Source organism: Weissella cibaria KACC 11862 (genome assembly GCF_000193635.1).
In the GTDB taxonomy this organism is placed as follows: domain Bacteria; phylum Bacillota; class Bacilli; order Lactobacillales; family Lactobacillaceae; genus Weissella; species Weissella cibaria.
On record NZ_AEKT01000049.1, the window covers coordinates 16,588 to 36,532 of the forward strand.

A 19,945-nucleotide genomic window follows, 5' to 3' on the forward strand; every position below is an offset into this window, starting at 1 on the left:
ATTGAATGGGCGGTTTTTCTGGTTATTGAATGAAGTCTTTAATAATCCGGGTGATGCGGTCGGCCGTGTGACCATCCCCATACGGATTCAAATTATCAGCCATCTCTTGATAGGCAGCTTCATTATGCAATAGTTCCTCAACCGTCGTCTTGACGGTGTCATAATCAGTCCCCGTCAAACGTAATGTCCCAGCATCGACCCCTTCAGGCCGTTCAGTCGTATCACGCAAGACCAACACGGGCACATTCAATGATGGTGCCTCTTCTTGTACGCCACCTGAGTCCGTCATAATGAGGTAACTGCGGGCCGCCATATTATGGAAGTCCACCACATCAAGCGGATCAATCAAGTGCACCCGGTCAACGTCGGCCAAAATTTCACGCGCTGTTTTTTGCACCGCTGGACTCAAATGAACCGGATAAACCACTTCAACATCGGGGTTCTCCGCCACAATATCACGAACCGCACGGAAAACATTTGCCATCGGCATGCCTTGGTTTTCGCGGCGGTGCATCGTTAACAAAATCATCTTGTGGTCGGGATTAACCTGTTGTAATACCTCGTGATGATAATCTTGTTGCAACGTATACTGCAACGCATCAATCGCTGTGTTACCCGTGGTATAGATGCGGTCAGCATCCCCACCTTCGCGTGCCAAGTTATTCGCGCTCAGTGGCGTTGGGGCAAAGTAAACATCCGCAATCCGATCCGTCAACTGGCGGTTCATTTCTTCTGGGAATGGTGAGTACTTTTGCCAAGTCCGCAAACCAGCCTCAACGTGACCAACTGGAATTTGGTGGAAGAAGGCACTCATACTTGTGGCCAACGTGGTACTCGTATCACCATGGACCAACACAATATCCGGTTGCTCCGTGGTCAGAATATCATCCATCCCCATCAGCACTTTACTCGTAATTTTCGCTAAGCTCTGGTTCGGTTCCATAATGGCCAAGTCATAGTCAGGGGTCACATCAAAAATATCCAGCACTTGTTGCAGCATTTCACGGTGTTGCCCCGTCACCACCGTTACCGGGGTCACCTGTTCGTCAGCTTCCAAGGCCTTCACCACTGGGGCCATCTTAATCCCCTCTGGTCGTGTCCCAAAGACAGTCATTACTTTAATCATTTTTGAATCCTCCTACAGCAACTAATGCTGTGAGCGTTGCGTCATAATACGGTTGTTGCGCAACTGAGCGGTTATAAATCGTCGCGCCGGTTTTGTAGAGTTTGCCATAGCGGTCAGCATCTGATTGCGCCGCGTAAAAGATTGGGGCGCTAAAGACGTTTGATTCATACTTGTGCAACGCCTTACCCGTTACGGTATAGCCCGCTAATAGTTGCGTTTGTTGATCAAAGAAGTGCATCAACCGGCGGTTAATCCACACAGCACGTTGATCAGAACTATCCGCCAACATCATCGGCACGCGTGCTGCATTATAGGCATAGTGACCATCTTGTTTCGTCGCAACTTCCTTGGCTTTAGCGGCCCGAACGCCTTGCTTGGTGACGACCGCAAAGTCAGGGACTAAGCCCGTTTTATGTTGTTTGCTTAACGTTGCCAACTTAGTCAACATGCTGTCAGAAACTTGTCCCCACCGTTGATCATTCGTTAACTTGGCCAACGATGCGAACACACTTGGCATCACGTCCGAAGTCCGCATCACCCGGTAAGCTGCCGTGTCGGCCGTTGCCCAGTCACCAACGGTTAACAGTTGTTGCTGGTCATTGTACTCGTAACGTAGAATATCCGCTGCGATTGCTTTGGCCACCGTGTTATAAGTTGTTGCTTGCTTTGGCCAAACCGATGCGGCCACCTGTAAGGCATAAGCGATATACAAATCTCCATCTGTGGCACTATGCGTGTCGGTTCGCCACGCACCCTTAACATCTCGCTGACGCCAATTCATTAAGTGCGTTTGCTGATTAGCCACAACCAACCGATTTTGCTGGTAGTAGGCCAGCAAGTGATCGAAGTCCGTCTGACTCGCCCAGCCTTTGCGACCGGCTTGCGCTGTAATCAGCATGCCCAAGCCTTGAGCTTCTGACATTGCCATCTTTTTGCCGTCAACGCCAGCATTTACATACGTTGCTTGATCTGATTGTCGCGTCACAAACGTTTTTTGCCACGTTTGGTACGTATTAGCGGTGACTGATTGCTCATTATGTAAACGGGCGTACACCAAGATTGATGTGAAAGCCACAATAATAAAACCAACGGCCACCCAAATTTTTTTATTTAAAACCATGTTCTCCTCGCTAATCGTTAAAGCGCTTTGTTTTCACCCAAACATTACCGTTACGGTGGAACAACGCATCACCCATTACCTGCAACACCGCGTGAACAGACACGGCCATAAACAGTTGGGTATAAGTGAAATACGACAGGAACGACAGCCAGATTTGCTTCGTCGTTGCCTGACCAAACTGCGTGGCCATGGCAATGTTAATCTGGAGCATATACAACAGAATCATTAATACCCAGTTCACCAACAATACTTGCGCTAGGAGCACATTATTCGTGCCGAACGTAAAGGGAATCGTAATGGCTGGGTTAAACAGACCTGCAATATAGAACGCAACGTTTACCACAAAGAGAATGTCTGATAACAAAATCGCGGCATTGAACCAGAAGAAGGTTGCGGCGTAGTAAAACGTTTCAATTTTGACGCGCCAGTTACTCCGATCAAACAAATGTTTGATGTTATTGATTACGACCTGATAGTTACCTTTTGCCCAACGAAGGCGCTGGTAATAATAGTCCTTAATGTGTTCGGGTTCTTGTTGGAACGCCTCTGAATTGTAGGCCAAGGCAATCAACTTGCCACTTTGCATAATTTTGAATGAGATATCGGTATCTTCGGTTAACGCACCATCACGCCACCCTCCGATTTCGGTGACGTAATCTTTGCGAATAATAAAATTCGTACCTGGAATTCGCCCAATCTTGAATAGATGCCAGATCGCAATGTGTTGCACCCGTTGCGTCACGACAATTTCCTGATTAATAAAGCGGGTTAACAAGTTTTGTTCCGCATTACGGGTTTTGTTGCGACCAAAGACCGCCACGTGGCGTTCTGGATCTTCAAGGGCTTTGCGCACCAAGAAATACAAAGCATTCCGTTCAGGCATCGCATCCGCATCATACACGGCGATATATTCGCCTGTCGCAATTTCTAATGAATCATTGAGAACACCCGCCTTACCACCTTTACCAGTTCGTTCCACAATCACAATATTGCGATCACGATACTCTGGTAATTGCTGAACGCGCCGCATTTCGTCAGCGGTATGATCCTCGGAGTTATCTGAATAAAGCAGTAATTCCACTTTGTCAGCCGGGTAATTTAAGTTCAATAAGGCTGACATCGTCTGAGCAATGACAACATCTTCGTTGTGGGCTGGCACCACAATTGAAATCGTTGGATAACGGCTCAATGGGGTAATTGCCACTTCTTCAGTACTATTCTTCAACCAAAAATGAACAGCCCCGAACAACGTAACCATTGCCATTGTGAGGGATAGCCAAATTGATAACAACGTGATGATTAATAACAATTGATGCACCATTAGTTGGTACCCCGCTGCTCCCACAACTTGCACATGGTTGCTTCAACTCGTGAATAAATCGTCCACTGCATCACAAATAACACCAAAGCTAATACTAAGAAGGCGCCACTAACAAACATGGCTAACCAGTAAAATACATTAATCATCTAACGTTCCTTTCTTCATGTACTCCGTCACTAAATCCGTTTCCATATCACGGCGGATATGCTTAATGGCGTCATCTAGGGTTTGATAGTCCTGCATATTCTCAGTCGTAATATATTTGTGGCCCCACTGGAACTGTGGGCGGAAATCACCGACTCGAATCGATGCTAAATCAATCTTCGTCGCAGCCGTCAAATAATCATACGTTTCACGTGGTAATCTAAACGACACAATCAATAACATGTCATCATCTAAAATGTAGAGGAATTCTGATGGCAAACGCCGCTCTTTCAGGACATTGGCGGCTTGTGCTAACACATCGTTGTATTGCTCTGGATTGAACTGCTGGTACTGTTCGCTATGTGCCCATTGAATGCCGGTCACATCAAGTGACATATCGGCTAAGCCAGGTTCACCGTTGAATCGGGTCACGGCCTTTTCAAAAATTTTGCGCGCATTGTATGAACGTTGCAGGTTTAAGCCCGGGTGGTAATTTTTCGTAAACGCGGCAATATTGTGCTGATTTTCCGTTAACCACCCAAAGCTCCCGACGATGGCCCGTAAGCTACTCGTTAGGAAAATAGCCCCTGGAAACGCGACAATCAGAAAAATTTTGGCGGTCACATCCATCACAAAAGTACCCAATAGCAATACCATGACGCTAATCACTAAAAAGAGCATCGCTAACCAAGTTGCGAGTAGGCTTGGCAACATTAACCCCGTTGCAATTCCTAAAATCACAAGTAGCACTGTTGCAATTTGGACAACACCAGAGGTTAGCCCTGCCAACCAAATGAATAAAATAAGTGCGGTGGTGAAGCCGAAAATTGCTAAACGGCTACGTGTGATGAGATTTTTTCTCGAAGTCATTTATTGCCCTCCTTTTACGAACAAAAAGTAAACGAGTACTATCCTGACATGTTTTGATAACTTGGTTAATAAAATGCCTTTCAAAAAAACAACGAAAAAATATAAAGCCGTCCGTTTTATCAGACTATACGTGTACCAAAAAAGCCTCATGACAACATTTGCAAACGTTGTCATGAGGCTTTTCTCATTCAGTTAGATTCACTTGTTTTCGGCGCCACTCATTGAACTTTTCCATGCCAATGCGATTAATTTCATCCAAAAGCTGGTCAATATAAGCCCGTGACTCAATGCCACGCCAAATATAAACAGCCTCATGCCCCTGGCGATCACGAGGCACGTCAGTCAGCAAAATATCGGTGTCCGCTGTGCGCCGATTCGAAATTTGAATGGTCGTCCGTGTGACCGCCCCAAATTGATCAAGGAGCAACCGCTCGACGTTTACATGATTACCAAAATCAAGCGCAACATGCACTTTCGGCACATCGATAAAGAACGTGCTCGTTGTCGCAATGCCAGCTACCAAATCCGTTAGCAACACTGTCTTTAGTTTCTCTGCACTAATCTGGCGCTGATCAGCGAATCGTTGCACAATTTCATTACCCAGTTCCGTTGATAACGGATAGCGATTTGAAAATTCATTGAAGTGTTGCATATCATACGTGCCATCCCCGACACCGTATGGATACATCAAGAACCGCATCAGAATATCCCCAACGGTGTACGTGAGACGTCGTGACTCAGTGCCATGTAAAGGTTGATAAAAGATACATTGGTAACTACCTTGAATACTAGCATCGAAGTCTTGCCACCACTGTATTACATGGGCAGTCACATCCTGATGGGTTTGTGTTGTAGCAAAAACGCCTAAACTATGCAGAATCAACACAATGAAGCGCGCTTCGTTGTCTAGATCTTCATCTGATAGTAAACCACTCCGCCCCATTAAATGTTTGACCGCCTGAATCACGCGTTGACTTTGGGGTGACATCTCAGACGTGGGTACTAAATATTGATCGGTATACGCAGCAGTCACAAAATGGCGTTGGGTGAAACGAACTGTCCAAATTGCCGCCATGTGCCAAATAATACAGCGCTGCGATTCCCGTAAATCACCAAATTCCGGCGTAATAAAACTATCAATATAATAATCTGCGACTTGTTTCACCCGGTCTGAAATCTCTTCAGTCCGTTGCCCGTTATAAATGGTCAGTAGGGCAAAACGGAGGAAACGAATATTCTCTTCCTGCCCAACCAACTGATTGTTTTTATTCAGGGTGATATCCTGTTCTGCCAGGTGTTCAATCACAATGGCCCGCTCTTTATAGACAGTCGGCGTTGACACATCCAATTCAAACGACAACTCTTCCCAAGAGTCAAAATCTTCCGCAACCAAGTGCATAATAATCTGCGCCCGTGTCGATTGTGATAGGTAATAATGTTTTAATTCATCAACCGGCAAGACATTTAGTGGCGCATCAAAGATAATGACGTTACCTTTTTCAATTACCAGTATTTCTGTTTCGCCAGTCAAGACGGCAATATCTTCATTGAGTTGTTCGATGATTGAAATCACCATGTAGCGTGAAAACTGAAATTCAGCCATCAGGTCCGTTAGTCTGGTGAAGCGATTGCGCACCATATAGCGAAAGACTGAGATGCGATTCTGTTCCTGCGTTGTCCAGATCCATTCCATATGTATTCCCCATTTAAACCCCAAATTTTAAGACGATTATATCACCACTGATGTTAATAAAATTATAAATTTTTTTCAGGTGTCGTCGCGTTGCGACGAGGCATGGTGGGTGGAGTGTGACTTCGGCAAAGATTATAAAGAGCAAACTCCGCCGGCGCGAGCACCGGCTAGCTCCCAACTAATTGGGCTAAGGGTTAGGGTCCGTTCGCCTTATCTAACCGGCGGTCGGCCGAACTTGTGAGTTCACCCTTTATAATCGCTACGTCACACCCCACCCACCATGCCGGCAGCCAAGATATTCTCTATTTTTAGCAAAAAACAGCAATGACACGGGCCATTGCTGTTTTAGGACTTAATATATCGATTATTTTCTGCTTAATGCAACCAATATAACACTGCCGCAACAGCCACGAGGACACCGGCAATCGTTAGAATTGGTCGCCGAATGTCCTTACCAACCACAATTAATGATGCAGCCACAAATAGGCCGACTAGACTCACAATAGTTTGCACCATGGCAAGGACTCGCTTTTCCTTAGATTAAGCTTGTACGTGTAATTCTCGAATGCCTCGTAGGATCATACGGTACTGCTCACGCTCTAGCATACCATGATTTAGCTCATCTGACGCCTTGTCCAGTTTTTCGTCCGCTTCTGCACCGAATGACATGCCCTCTTGGCGGGCTTGTTGCACACCAGCAATCACGTTGACCGTAAACTGGTGCAATGTTTCAAGCGGTGCCAATTCAACCACGCGTGACGTAATCGTTGGCTCAAAATCATTCAACATTTCAGTGATGGCCATGAATTCATCAGGGCGAATCGCACCCGCCACCACGATATCAAGTTGTTGGAAGAACGTCACGATTTCTGGGTCAGTACTGAATCCAAACACTTCCGCTTCACGGTGCATTGATTGAATCAATTGACCCAACATCATCACATTTGACTCACGGAACTTTGGCACAAAGCGGATGAATGACTTAATCATCTTTTCATAGTCTTCAGCCGTTGGTTCTTCACTCGTTTGTTCGCGCAAACCTTGCAAAGCCGTTTCAATCACTGGATCCTCTGACGCAACATCATATGAATCAACAATGTTTTCAGCGACCAACTTCAACATCTCGCGATTGCCTTCATAGAACTTCAACGGTGCAAACATCAAGCGCATACGGAATTCCGTCAAACGCGCTGACAATTCAGCAACCGTGTCACCCAATTCTAGGCTCGTTGCTAATGACAAGATACGGGCGCGATCGGCTTCATACAATTCATTGTCACGGACATCAATTACTGCAGCCAACTCATCCATTCGCTCTAACACTGACACAGTCGCATCAACGATTGCTTGGCGGTTAACGACCCCACAATCCCAACCATATTTCTTGCTGACCGTTTCCTTCGGTGCGGCCATCATATCCTTTTCAAGGGCTAATCCTGTTAATAATGGTTCCATCATGTTCACCTCAACTTAGTCTTTATTTATCGTACTGTTATCGTACCGGATAAATATTGTCCAATTGTCTTGAAAACTTGTGGATTATGCGAAAAAAGAGACCAACATCTCCGTCAGTCTCTCATCTAAAACTATTCTTGATCGTATTGCCATTCATCAGGGAAGCGGAGAATACCATTCGTCCGCAACAAAGCAGATGGATAAAGTTCCTTCACCATGAAGAATTCAGGCGTAATTTCAAAGGCTGGCGTAACCCCAAACTCTGATGAGCGGATATAGCCGAATTGGTTCCAGTAGCCTGGCCAACCAATCGCCGCCAAGACACCATAGCCATCGTAACGCGCGGCAATTTCGGCGTTTTGCGTCAAACGCCAACCAATTCCACGGCCCCGGTACAATGGGTCGACGACAACTGGGCCGACAACACCAATCGATGAACCCGTGCGATTATCAGACACAGTCGCACCCGAAACCATCACGTACCCCAGGACTTCATCCCCACGCTTCGCCACGATTTCAATTGGTCGCTTACCGAATGGTTGGCCTGCACGCAACCGTCGGACTAACTTTTCTTCCTCGCCGGTACTGTAATTCGCATCGTCGAATGCTTTGCGAATCACCTGATCAACCTTATCAAAGTCCTTGTCCGTCAGGAACTCAAAATGCACGTCAATCAATGGGTGCGTTGCATTCATCTGGCGCATTGGGAAACGGTCAAAAATGTAACCCAATTGCTTCATGAAACGCAACTTTTGTGCATCACCATGACGTAATTTCTCACTGCGATCCGGATCACCAATCAAATGACCAAATAAGTTATACAGGTCATACGTCGTCAACACGCGGAACTCTGGTTCAGTGTGTGTAAAGATAAATTGGCCTGGTAATTTATGACCAATCAACGGTTCCACTGCACTTTGGGGCATGTAAGCCACTGACAGCGTATTATCAAAATTGCTGTATACCAATTCAGGCACATCAAGCCGTTCAAATTTGGCCGCACGCATGATGGAATCAATTAATGGTTCATCATCTAAAAAGTCATCTTCAATAATTAATGGGGCAATCTTACTATCTAAGTCGTACCCCGACAAAATTTCGAGAGCAAAGCCACCCGACACGATTGGCACGATTTCCGCGTCATTTAACATGCGGACTAATTGTTCAAAATCTGTATAGCGCGTCGCATCCATTTGGCACGCCCTCCTATCGTCAATATTCAGTACTTCAATTATACCGCAGATGCCTAACGATATACCTGTCGTAACTCGCTAAGTAATTCTTTGGTTTCTTGCACATAACCAAAGCGCCGGTTCACATCCCCAACGGTCCCGGCATCGTGGACGTACCCCAAGCCTTCATAGACCAAGTTTTGGTACAACTCTAAGTATGGCAAATTGCGTTCTGTAGCCAGCTGCATCTCGGTCGCTTGGTCATAGGGAATTGAACGGAAATCTGAGGCGAAGTGGGTGCCATCGACCGTCAACATTAGGTAACGGGCATCGCGGTTCTGACGCATCTTACGTTTCAACGAGAACGGACTGCCGACCGAACCTGGGTTTAAGATGGCGCGCCCATCCGATGCCGTACGGTAAATCATTTGGTGCGTGTGCCCATAAATCGCCACGTCCGCATCACGCCCCATGAACAAGGCGTCGAAATAATACTGATCGCTCATTGGTAACAATTCATGTCCAGAATTCTTCTGTGGCAAATTGTGCGATAGCGTAAAGGTTAAATCCTCTACGTTATGGGTATCCGCAACCGGCAACGCCATGATGAAGTCGTAGTCCTCACGTGGCATGTTTTGCATCACGTAAGCGGCCAAACGCGCCGTGTAGACACGCGTTGGCTTATTATAGTCAACAGTCCGCTCCAATGCTGCAAATAGGAAATCATCCCAGTTACCACGGAGCCAAACTGTGACATTAATCTTACGCAACATGTCAACGATGTCGTGTGCGCCTGGTCCCGGCATGAACAAGTCCCCTAAGAACCAGTATTCATCTGCTCCCGCCGCTTGTGCATCTGCAATGGCTGCCGCAAGCGCCGTCACATTACCATGCACATCCGACAAAACTGCTACTTTTTTCATCACTCGTCACCTCCCGTTAATTAAGTTTCATTGTAAATCGAAAAACACCACAATTCCCTGAAAAAGGAACTGTGGTGTTACATTAGATTAACTTACGATCTGATTGTTGCATCTTCTTCTCGAAGCGACCCAACAAACGACTAATACCAAATGTCAAAATGAAGTAAATTGCTGCCGAAATAATCAACGGAATGAACGGCTTGAATGACGCACCTTGCACAACTGACGTCTGGAATGTCAACTCACCAACACCGATAACGGAAACCACTGAACCTTCCTTGATAACCGTCACAAATTCATTACCCAAAGCTGGCAAGATATTCTTGATTGCTTGTGGCAACACCATGTAACGCATGGTTTGCATCTTCGTGAAGCCTAGCGAACGCGCAGCTTCTGTTTGCCCAGCGGGTACAGCTTGAATTCCTGAACGAATAATTTCAGCAACATAGGCTGCGGAGTTCAAGAACATTGCAATGGCACCGGCCATGAAACTTGAAACGTTCAAACCAATGACTTGCGTACCGAAGTACACAATGAATACTTGAATCAACAATGGCACACCACGAACAGCTTCGATGTAGGCAACCGCAAACCACTTTAATGGCTTAACGCTTGAAAGCTTCATCAACGCCAACAAAATACCCAAAACAATTCCGAAGAACACACCAATCACAGCCAAGCCAACCGTATTAATCGTTCCCTTAACAAAGTAAGGGTAGTACTTTTCAAAGAATGATTCCTTGTGGTTCATCAGTGCAACTGCTTCATCGCGCCACTTATCCAATGGGGCACCGATAACATGCTTTTCCAAGATGTTATTAACCTTACTTTGCAGCACAGTCGCATTCTTGGCCATCACGACTGAAGAACCATTCGTTTCACCTGGCAAAGCGGCCTTTGCAACCGCAAATTGTGTACTCTCACCCAAGTAACTATCAGCCGTCGTATCCGGTACGACGACACCATCAACCTTGTCTTGTGTCAACTGGGTCACGGCATCGTTAACCTTCTTCAATGACACAACCTTCTTCGCATCTACTTGCTTAGCAGCATCTTCTTGAATCGATGACAATTGCGCCGCCAATGTGGCCTTCTTCAAATCGTTTAGATTCGTCAACTTGTTAGCGTTCTTCTTCAGCGTCATCACTACGTTCTTATCAACGAAGTATGGTTCTGAAAACGATGCTTCTTGTTCACGTTCAGGCGTTGCCGTCATCCCGGCCACAACCATATCAACCTTACCCGTCTTTACGGCCCCCAACAACGCATCGAAACTCATTTCTTGAATGACCAACTTCACGCCCAAACGCTTGGCGATTTCATTGGCAACCGAAATATCAAACCCGACAATCTTATCTTTACCATTAACGGTCGTGTGGAACTCGTATGGCGCATAATCAGCTGACGTACCAACAACCAGCTTGCCACTTTTTTCAATTTTCGATAGGACGGGATCGGTTTGCGCAGCACTCGCTGGTGCGACCATTCCGACCAACATCATCATTGTCATGACCGCGGCCATGATTTTCGTTACCCATTTTTGCATATAATAACCCTCATTTTTTACAACATCTTCGCTAAGAAGCTTTGCGCCCGTTCTGAATCCGGGTGCTCAAAGAACGCCTCTGGGTCATCATATTGGGCCATGTCACCATCGGCCATAAACCAAATCTTTGATGCCACTTCACGTGCAAAGCCCATTTCGTGCGTAACGACCAACATCGTCATGCCTTCCTGTGCTAATTCACGCATCGTCTTCAATACTTCGCCAACCATTTCTGGATCCAACGCTGAGGTTGGTTCGTCAAACAACATAATCTTTGGGTTCATCGCCAACGCACGGGCAATCGCCACACGTTGTTGTTGACCACCAGACAAGGATGCTGGATATGCCGTCGCTTTGTCGGCCAAGCCAACCTTCGTCAAAAACTTTTCAGCCGTCTGTGTTGCTTCAGCATCCGCCACGCCCTTGACCTTAACCAAAGCGATTTTGACGTTCTCAATCACCGACATATTTGGGAACAAATTAAAGCTCTGGAATACCATCCCCATATCCTGGCGAATCTTATCTAATTCACTTTCTGAGGCTTGCGTAATATCTTGCCCTTCAAAAATAACTTCCCCAGACGTTGGTCGGTCTAACATATTCAACCCACGTAGCAATGTTGACTTACCAGTTCCAGAAGGTCCCAACAAGGCAATAACATCACCCTCTTCAACCGTTGCGTTGATACTGCGCAAGATGGTTTTATCCCCATACGCTTTGTGTAAATTCTTAATCGTTATAATCGCCATCTTGCTACTCCTTTGTTTCGTACTCGATGAATAGATATTACCAAGTTGTGTAATTTTATGCAATAACTTTCTTTGTTTTTGTATATTTATCACAGGCGAAAACGGGTGCAAATGCCGTCATTACAACGATTACAGGTTTCAAAAAAGTTTTTTGTATACAGAAAAAAGGCCCGCTAATTGAATAGCGGGCCTTAAGCTCTCTCTTTGCACAACACTTAGCGTGCAATGTGTTCTGTAATGTTTGCTTCGTCTTCGCGCCAACCCTTTGCGTGGGCACGTGAACGCAAGTCAGCTTCGATTTGCTCCAACGTTTGGTTACGCGTCTCAATCGTGAAGTGCTTGACGAACCAGATGGCTGCGATACATAGCACGGCATAACCGATGAACAATGAACCCGTACCGAAGTAGTTCAACAATGGTGGGAACGTCAATGAAACAATGGCGTTGGCACCCCAGTTAACAACGGCTCCGAATGAGTTACCCAAACCACGAATGTTCAATGGGAAGGACTCACCGATCATCACCCACATAACTGGTCCCCAAGTTGCTGAGAAGAAAGCGATGTAAATCGTCAATGCAATCGCGCAGATGTAAGCTGCGGCTTGTGATTGACCTGAGAAGTGCATTGAGAATGACATGATGAAGAGTGAAATACCCATTCCCCAAGCACCCCAGATCAACATCTTCTTACGGTCAACCTTGTCCATCATCTTCATGGCAACCCATGTCACGATAACGTTAAAGACACCAATTCCAATGTGGGCAATCAAAGCGGCACTGACACCAAAACCAACATCAGTAAAGATTGTTGGGGCATAGTACAAAACCGTGTTACATCCCATGACTTGTTGGAAGATTGCCAATCCCATGGCCATTACCAAGACCGGACGGGCCATCAAACCAAACAATTCCTTGAAACCACCGTTAGCCATTGATGCTTGCAACTTAATGTCAGCCAATTCATCCTTAGCGGCTTCTGAGTTGTCTTGCAACTTTGTCAAAACAGCCAAAGCTTCGTCTTCTTGACCCTTACGAACCAAGTAACGTGGTGACTCTGGCAATGCGATACCACCAAAGAACATCAAAATTGATGGTACAGCGGCCAATCCCAACATCCAACGCCAACCAAGGTCAAAGCCTGACAACGCGTAGTTAGAAATGTAGGCCAACAAGATACCGGTCATGATCATCAATTGGAACATGGTTCCGATTCCACCACGCTTGTCGGCGGGTGCCAATTCTGACAGGTAAGTTGGGATCAACGCTGATGCACCACCAACGGCGATTCCCAAAACGATACGTGAGGCAACCAACAACTCAAAGTTATGAGCGACGGCTGATCCCAACGCACCAACGATAAAGATAAGTGATGAGACCATCAACAACTTACGACGACCGTACTTATCTGATGAAGGTCCAATAATAGCTGCTCCGATGATAGCTCCCAGCAAAACCGCTGACACTACCCATCCTTGTTGCCATGAACCCAAATTCAATTGCTTCTCGATGAAAAGAATAGCTCCTGAAATAACACCTGTGTCATAACCGAAAAGCAATCCACCCAAGGCACCAAAGAAATAAATCAGACTTGTTGAAAGTGACTTTTTCTCATTTGTCATGTTTCCGTTCTCCTGAACTAATATAAAATAAATAAGTTAATTTATCGATACAACCAACCTCTACATCAACTATAACACTCATTTTGAAAGCGCTTGCAAGCGAATTCACTTATTCTGCTATATTTAGTCGCAAATGGTCAAAAAACGGTCATCCACTTCTGGATGACCGTTTGAAATTCGTCTAGAATAGTGGACAATCAGCTTTTCGCAACGACAGATCACAGTTCAGCATCTCTCTGACGAACAAACAAGATAACTAATTTATGGAATCTGTTTTCAATTCCAACGAATACACTATGGATAAGTTTATCTATCCCACATCGTTTAAATAATTGCATTCTGGTAAATTCCATCACCAAAGCTCCTAAGAACATTATCGTCGTTATCCCTAAAACCCATAATAATTGCTGTACAGGATTGTAAGACTTAACCCACTCCAGTTGATTTTTTAATAAGTCATAAAGATAAGATCCATTGATAATATACGCACCAAAAGTCAATGAACCTAATCCCGCCACAAATCGTCCTTTCGAATCAGGCAATTTAAAACGTCTTATTGATTCAAACAGGGCAACACTTTGCACAAACACCCATGGGGAATTATAGCTTATTATCCTTAACGGGCCATAGCCCATCTCTGAAACGTAAAATTCACCAACTAAATACGCAACCGGCATCACAAAAAACAAAGTCATCAAATATTTCGTTTGTATTTTTTGGAGCGGTTTATATATTTTTAGGTATCCACCAACCATATACATTATGGCTAACCAAAAGCTAGAGTAACCACTCAATAAAAACCAACCATCAACGTATCCTAACGTACATGCAACAATTAGGAAGCCAACAATCAATTTAGTCAAGTATAACTCCGACAAATGCTGCATCCCCTTATTAAGAAACGGCGCCATTAACAACATTCCAATGTACGCGTTAACATACCAATATCTCACAGAAAAAATTGATAAAACATTTTCCAAAATGTTTCCCAATGTAATTTTTTCTACAAATGGAATGCACGCAAATACAATAAAGATAGACCAAAACATTGTTTGAACAACTACATTAAATAATCGCTCATAATTAATTTTTCTTGTGGCCATTAAATATCCTGTAATCATCGCAAACATATTAACTGCAACAATCCCTAAATTTTCAATATACCACATGCTAAAAAAAGCTCTTGATTTGTATGTCTCCTCCAGAACGCCACCGTTCCAAAGATTGTGAATCAAAAAAACCATAAAAATGGCCACTATTCTCGCTAAATCAACACCATATTCTCTTCTCAAAATCCTTTCCTCCACACTCTTTTAGTTTAAAAGTCTAAAGAAATAAGATGATTATTTTTTGAACAAAAGAAGGACGATAATACTTTGTGATTTAAAGATGCTTTTAAATATCAACTAAAATTTTTCTTATTAATTGCTAACCAAATATAAACGCCCTGTTGTTTATCATTTAAGATTGATAAACAACAGGGCGTAGCCTCACTTATCTAATTAGTTTAAAACAACAATTCTTTCTGGGTTACGACATAAGCTGCACCGATTGGGTCACCAAAGCGTTGCACGCCCTTAGCGTCGACCAGGAAGTCAAAGCTGGCCAAGTCACGCATGGCTTGCTCAACCGCGGCCGGTGCCAAATTCTCATCAACATCCTTCAACTTCCAGTGTGCCTTAGCCCCTGGCTTGTCCGTGTTCTTAGCTGCAAATACCAAATCTAATGTCTTCATGTTAATTTCCTCCTCGTTTTGAATTACGCAACAACCGGCACGTTCTTGGCGGCGACGACCTTGATTTCCGTCACAGCTGGTTCCACACCCAATACCTCGACAACCTTGGCGAACTGACGCAATTGCGCCTCCGCCGTCCCTGGCTTGACGTAGAACGTCCGAGTGATCATCTTGTCGTTGGCGGGGTGATTTCCCGTGAAACGTACCTTAACAACTTCCATTACTTGGTTTTCTGACATTTTTGCTGTCCTCCGTATTTTGATTTTGAGTACCCGTGGCCACTTCGACTCGTTCTGAGTTATCAGCTTTATTTGCTGACACCTATACTAACGAAACGAGGGGCGCAAAATGTCGCAAAGTCGTTGAATTTATTTTTGGCGGGTCGTTTTATTGTTCATTGCAAGTCGCCGCTTCGCGCCGAGGCATGGTGGGTGGGGCGTGACTTCGCCAAAGATTATAAGGGGTAAACTCCGCCGGCACGAGCACCGGCTAGCTCCCAACTAATTGCGCTAAGGGTTAGGGTCTGCTCGCCTTATCTAACCGGTGGTCGGCCGAACTTGTGAGTTCACCCCTTATAATCACTACGTCACACCCCACCCACCACGCCAGCAGCCGAGATGTTCTTAATTTGATTCGTTTAACTTGAGATTGAGCACGAAAAAGGCAGACCCTCAGAGAGTCTGCCTACAGTTTTATTAGTTATTCAAGTATGCAATCATCCGCTGTTGTGCAGCAATGATTATTGCCAGCATCTCTTGCACAAATAGCGTTGCTTCAGCCCGATTACTCGGTCTGCTTGCTTCTTGAAACGCTTTATAGTACTTGCGCACATTTTTTGAAATCTCGGTAGATATAGATAAGCCGGTTAATTCATCCAAGGACTGTGCTAGATCACTAGCGAGTAAGTATCGTCCAAACCGACCATTGCCGTCATTAAATGGATGAGTATTCTCAAACATAAAATGCGTAATAATCGCCTTAAAAACCGGGTCCACAGACAACGTATTTCTAAATGAAATCACTGCCTCAAGGACTTCATTAATTTCTATTTCTGTTTTTGGTGGTTCGTGAGTCGTTTCAAATGGTGTACCGATTCTGACTTCCCTGTCACGAAATAATCGACCGTCTGGTAAATCAGCATTGCCAATTTCATTTTCTAACAGATCATCATAAATCACTCTGAAATCTAACAACTTGGCAATTTCGAGTGGGGCACGGTTGGATACAGCCAGATACCGTCTCGCACTACCCGACAATCGTGCAGTTACCCGCTTCACCGGATTATTAACCACCGCCTCCAACGCGGTTGCATCAACTGATACGTCCTCAATTGCATTGGTATATATAATTTCATCAACCACCAACCGTTTCACTAAATGGCTTCGTTCGTCATCTGACAATGCCTGTTTTAAAATCGTGAGTTGCAAGGAATTTTGAGCAATTCCTGCGCGTAACTGTTTTATTTGCTGAGTCATCACCATAAAAAGAGGATCTGCTGAACCGCCTAACTCGCTTTGATTAAACAGCTTTGGGGATAGATTTGTAACAACTGTCGCTTCATCGTTGATGCGTCGTTGATATTCTCGCTCCAAGCCAACGGTTCGGCGCTCGACTGCCTCATTAAGTTGATATTTATACTTATTCAACAATTGATGCTTTGCCATACCCATGACCCCTTTTTTCGTTTGGATAGCAATAAATCCCGAAAATAGCGCTTTTCGGGATTTTTAAACTAATTATGCAACTGCTTTAATGTGGATACTGAGCCCCACGCTCGTAAACCTGTTCTGGTTCTTGGCTGATACGCTCGAACTTGTTCAAGGCAGTAATCAACGCCATTTCTTCGTCAGTTAGTGCGAAGTCATAAACATTACCGTTTTCAACTACACGCTCAGGACGTGATGACTTTGGAATAATGCTTGTGCCACGTTGGACGTGCCAGCGCAAAACAACTTGCGCGGGTGACTTTTGGTACTTCGCTGCAATGTCAACAATCACAGGCTCTGCCAAAACTGATCCACGGCCCAATGGCGCCCATGCTTGCGTCACAATGTGATTATCTTGGTGATACTGCAACAAGGCGTCCTGCGTCAAATGAGGGTGGTTCTCGACTTGGTTAACCACGGGTTGTTCATTGGCCTTGGTTGACAAATATTGCAAGTGAACCATGCCGTAATTTGACGTACCAATCGACTTCACTAACCCTTCATCCTTCAACCGTTCAAAAGCACGCCACGTCTCAAAGAAGTGTTGGTGTAATGGCCAGTGAACCAATAGCAAGTCAACGTAGTCCATATCTAGTTCGCGTAATGAGGCTTCCACAGAGGCCAACGTTGCATCGTAACCTTGATTAGCTTCTGCGACCTTTGTCGTCACAAACATCTCGTCACGTGGTAATGAGAGCTCCTTAATTGCAGCCCCCAGCATCCCCTCGTTCTTGTACATCTGCGCCGTATCAAATAGACGATAACCACTTTCCCAGGCCGACTGGACGACACCAGCTAGCTCCGCTTGGCTTGTGACCTTATATAATCCAAGTCCTTGCAACAGCATCTCATGGCCATCAGCAAGGGTTACCTTTGTTGTTAAATCAGACATGTTAAATCCCTCCACCATTCATTTTACCCGATTTTGTCCGCACAAATATAACTTTTCTATGACTTATACATCGCTGCTAAACACATCTTGGCTACCACAACTGACCGGGGTTGTAGCCGGAGCGCTCAAAACTCGGCAACATGCCGCATGGCCGGCGTCATTCAGTAAAGTCCACACAGGCCTTGAGGACTTAGGGGGAATTATTTGCCCCGCTGAATGGCGTCCGCGCCATTCGGTTGCCGATTTTGAGCTTTGTCGGAGGCTACGACCCCGGTCAGTTGGTTCCCACCTACACACAAAAGCGACGCCTTTGGGGACGTCGCTTTTGCTTTTGAGATTTTTAAGTTATTTTCGAGATGTATTTTGAGAGTGTTCGTTAATTTGTTAAGTTAAAACGTTTTGGGTTTGTTTTTAATTAATTAGTCCTTGATGTCAACGTAAGTCAACTTGAACATGTTTGACAAGTCTTGCAATTGCTCGGCTGTAATCTTGAATGACAAGACCGTGTGGTGACCACCACCAACTGACATCCAACCAACAGCACCCTTGTTCAAACCTTGCTTAGGCGTCCACAATTGCTTAGCCACTGGCAAGTGAGGCATTTCAGCTTCTGGCTTGTTACCAGTTACATCGTATGACATCAACTTGAACTCGTTACCGTAGTCGGCCATCGTGGCGTCGATTCCGTCACCTTCCATACCAGTGAAGACCAAACGTGCAGGATCGTCCTTACCACCGATTCCCAATGGGTGAACTTCAACACGTGGCTTGTCTGAAGCAATCGTTGGGTCAACTTCCAACATGTGTGAGCCCAAGATAGCTTCGTGACCCTTACGGAAGTCCAATGTGTAATCTTCCATGAAGACCGTTGACTCGTTGTGGGCCATGATCTTCATCAAGCGTACCAAGGCAGCCGTCTTCCAGTCACCTTCACCAGCAAATCCGTAACCTTCAGCCATCAACAATTGTGCTGCCAAACCTGGCAATTGCTCCAAACCGAACAAGTCTTCGAAGTTGGTCGTGAAGGCCGTGTAACCATTCTTGTCCATGAAGTGCTTGATACCGAAGTACTCACGCAATTGGTACTTCACGTTGTGCTCAAACTTTTCTGGTGTATTGTCGCCGATAACGAAGTCGTATTCCTTTTCCAATTCAGCGTACTTAGCATCGATGTCGTCAGGGTTAACGGCATTAACCGCCTCAACCAAATCACCAACAGCCCAGTAATCAACCGTCCAACCGAACTTGATTTGTGCTTCAACCTTGTCACCGTCAGTAACAGCCACGTTACGCATCTTATCACCGAATGTCACAACCTTAATCTTGAATGATTCGTTGTAGGCAACTGCTACGTCCATCCAGTTAGCAACGGCTTCTTGCACTTCTTGGTCAGCCCAGTGACCTGAGATGATCTTGTTGTTGATACCCAAACGGGCGTTGATGAAGGCGTACTCGCGGTCACCGTGGGCTGATTGGTTCGTGTTCATGTAGTCGAAGTCAATCGTGTCGTAAGGCAAGTTGTTCAAGAATTGCGTTGCCAAGTGCAACAATGGCTTTTGCAACAATTGCGTACCACGGATCCAGTTCTTAGCTGGTGAGAACGTGTGCATCCACGTAATTACACCGGCAACTGAATCGTCGAAGTTAGCTTCCTTCATGGCAGCTGCAATGTTTTCTGATGTCGTTGCCACCAACTTGAATTCAACTGGGTATGGCAAGACACCTGATTCATTCAAGCCATCGACAATCTTCTTCGCGTTTGATTCAACTTCTTGCAACGTCTCAGGTCCGTACAAGAATTGTGAACCCGTGATAAACCAGAACTTGTAGTTGTTAGTGTTAAACATAATCATTATTCCCCTTAAGTAATTTCC

19 protein-coding genes are annotated in these 19,945 nt (G+C 45.2%); all 19 read right to left on the reverse strand.

What is annotated here, in order from left to right:
* Positions 1 to 22: 22 nt before the first annotated feature.
* On the reverse strand, positions 23 to 1,126 hold the full coding sequence (gene wecB / locus ESE_RS0109890; protein ID WP_010374948.1) for a non-hydrolyzing UDP-N-acetylglucosamine 2-epimerase: 1,104 nt from the start codon (positions 1,124 to 1,126) through the stop codon (positions 23 to 25).
* Positions 1,119 to 2,246, reverse strand: coding sequence for a glycosyl hydrolase family 8 (locus tag ESE_RS0109895; RefSeq protein WP_010374949.1), 1,128 nt, complete (start codon positions 2,244 to 2,246; stop codon positions 1,119 to 1,121). Before ESE_RS0109895 ends, wecB begins: the two co-directional genes overlap by 8 nt.
* Positions 2,247 to 2,256: 10 nt before the next feature.
* Entirely contained in the window at positions 2,257 to 3,567 is a 1,311-nt protein-coding gene (locus ESE_RS0109900) for a glycosyltransferase family 2 protein (RefSeq protein ID WP_010374950.1), read from the reverse strand.
* Positions 3,567 to 3,713 carry a hypothetical protein gene (locus ESE_RS12385; RefSeq protein WP_010374951.1) on the reverse strand — a complete coding sequence of 49 codons (147 nt, stop codon included), beginning with the start codon at positions 3,711 to 3,713 and terminating at the stop codon, positions 3,567 to 3,569. The genes ESE_RS0109900 and ESE_RS12385 overlap by 1 nt, the downstream gene beginning before the upstream one ends.
* Positions 3,706 to 4,581, reverse strand: coding sequence for a hypothetical protein (locus ESE_RS0109910; RefSeq protein ID WP_010374952.1), 876 nt, complete (start codon positions 4,579 to 4,581; stop codon positions 3,706 to 3,708). Before ESE_RS0109910 ends, ESE_RS12385 begins: the two co-directional genes overlap by 8 nt.
* Positions 4,582 to 4,765: 184 nt before the next feature.
* Positions 4,766 to 6,274, reverse strand: a complete 1,509-nt coding sequence (locus tag ESE_RS0109920; protein ID WP_010374954.1) for a helix-turn-helix domain-containing protein — start codon at positions 6,272 to 6,274, stop codon at positions 4,766 to 4,768.
* A gap of 375 nt (positions 6,275 to 6,649) precedes the next feature.
* Complete coding sequence (locus tag ESE_RS12390) at positions 6,650 to 6,790, reverse strand: hypothetical protein (protein WP_010374955.1); 141 nt, start codon at positions 6,788 to 6,790, stop codon at positions 6,650 to 6,652.
* Between the two features lie 24 nt (positions 6,791 to 6,814).
* Positions 6,815 to 7,732 carry a hypothetical protein gene (locus tag ESE_RS0109930; RefSeq protein WP_229103694.1) on the reverse strand — a complete coding sequence of 306 codons (918 nt, stop codon included), beginning with the start codon at positions 7,730 to 7,732 and terminating at the stop codon, positions 6,815 to 6,817.
* Positions 7,733 to 7,860: 128 nt separating this feature from the next.
* The gene (locus ESE_RS0109935; protein WP_010374957.1) at positions 7,861 to 8,922 is read right to left on the reverse strand and encodes a GNAT family N-acetyltransferase; all 1,062 of its coding nucleotides are present in this window, start codon (positions 8,920 to 8,922) and stop codon (positions 7,861 to 7,863) included.
* Between the two features lie 53 nt (positions 8,923 to 8,975).
* Positions 8,976 to 9,824, reverse strand: a complete 849-nt coding sequence (locus ESE_RS0109940) for a metallophosphoesterase family protein (RefSeq protein ID WP_010374958.1) — start codon at positions 9,822 to 9,824, stop codon at positions 8,976 to 8,978.
* Between the two features lie 82 nt (positions 9,825 to 9,906).
* On the reverse strand, positions 9,907 to 11,370 hold the full coding sequence (locus ESE_RS0109945; RefSeq protein WP_010374959.1) for an ABC transporter substrate-binding protein/permease: 1,464 nt from the start codon (positions 11,368 to 11,370) through the stop codon (positions 9,907 to 9,909).
* A 17-nt stretch (positions 11,371 to 11,387) separates the two neighbouring features.
* On the reverse strand, positions 11,388 to 12,119 hold the full coding sequence (locus ESE_RS0109950) for an amino acid ABC transporter ATP-binding protein (protein ID WP_010374960.1): 732 nt from the start codon (positions 12,117 to 12,119) through the stop codon (positions 11,388 to 11,390).
* 215 nt (positions 12,120 to 12,334) lie between these two features.
* The gene (locus ESE_RS0109955; RefSeq protein ID WP_010374961.1) at positions 12,335 to 13,738 is read right to left on the reverse strand and encodes a sugar porter family MFS transporter; all 1,404 of its coding nucleotides are present in this window, start codon (positions 13,736 to 13,738) and stop codon (positions 12,335 to 12,337) included.
* 218 nt (positions 13,739 to 13,956) lie between these two features.
* Complete coding sequence (locus tag ESE_RS0109960; RefSeq protein WP_010374962.1) at positions 13,957 to 15,030, reverse strand: acyltransferase; 1,074 nt, start codon at positions 15,028 to 15,030, stop codon at positions 13,957 to 13,959.
* Between the two features lie 215 nt (positions 15,031 to 15,245).
* Positions 15,246 to 15,473: a DUF2922 family protein gene (locus ESE_RS0109965; protein WP_010374963.1), complete on the reverse strand. Its 228-nt coding sequence runs from the start codon at positions 15,471 to 15,473 to the stop codon at positions 15,246 to 15,248.
* Positions 15,474 to 15,496: 23 nt separating this feature from the next.
* Positions 15,497 to 15,712, reverse strand: a complete 216-nt coding sequence (locus ESE_RS0109970; RefSeq protein ID WP_010374964.1) for a hypothetical protein — start codon at positions 15,710 to 15,712, stop codon at positions 15,497 to 15,499.
* Positions 15,713 to 16,168: 456 nt separating this feature from the next.
* Complete coding sequence (locus ESE_RS11685) at positions 16,169 to 17,137, reverse strand: Fic family protein (RefSeq protein ID WP_010374965.1); 969 nt, start codon at positions 17,135 to 17,137, stop codon at positions 16,169 to 16,171.
* A gap of 85 nt (positions 17,138 to 17,222) precedes the next feature.
* Positions 17,223 to 18,071 (reverse strand): aldo/keto reductase, encoded by an 849-nt coding sequence (locus tag ESE_RS0109980; protein WP_010374966.1) that lies wholly within the window; start codon positions 18,069 to 18,071, stop codon positions 17,223 to 17,225.
* A gap of 419 nt (positions 18,072 to 18,490) precedes the next feature.
* Complete coding sequence (gene araA, locus ESE_RS0109985; RefSeq protein WP_010374967.1) at positions 18,491 to 19,918, reverse strand: L-arabinose isomerase; 1,428 nt, start codon at positions 19,916 to 19,918, stop codon at positions 18,491 to 18,493.
* Positions 19,919 to 19,945 lie beyond the last annotated feature (27 nt).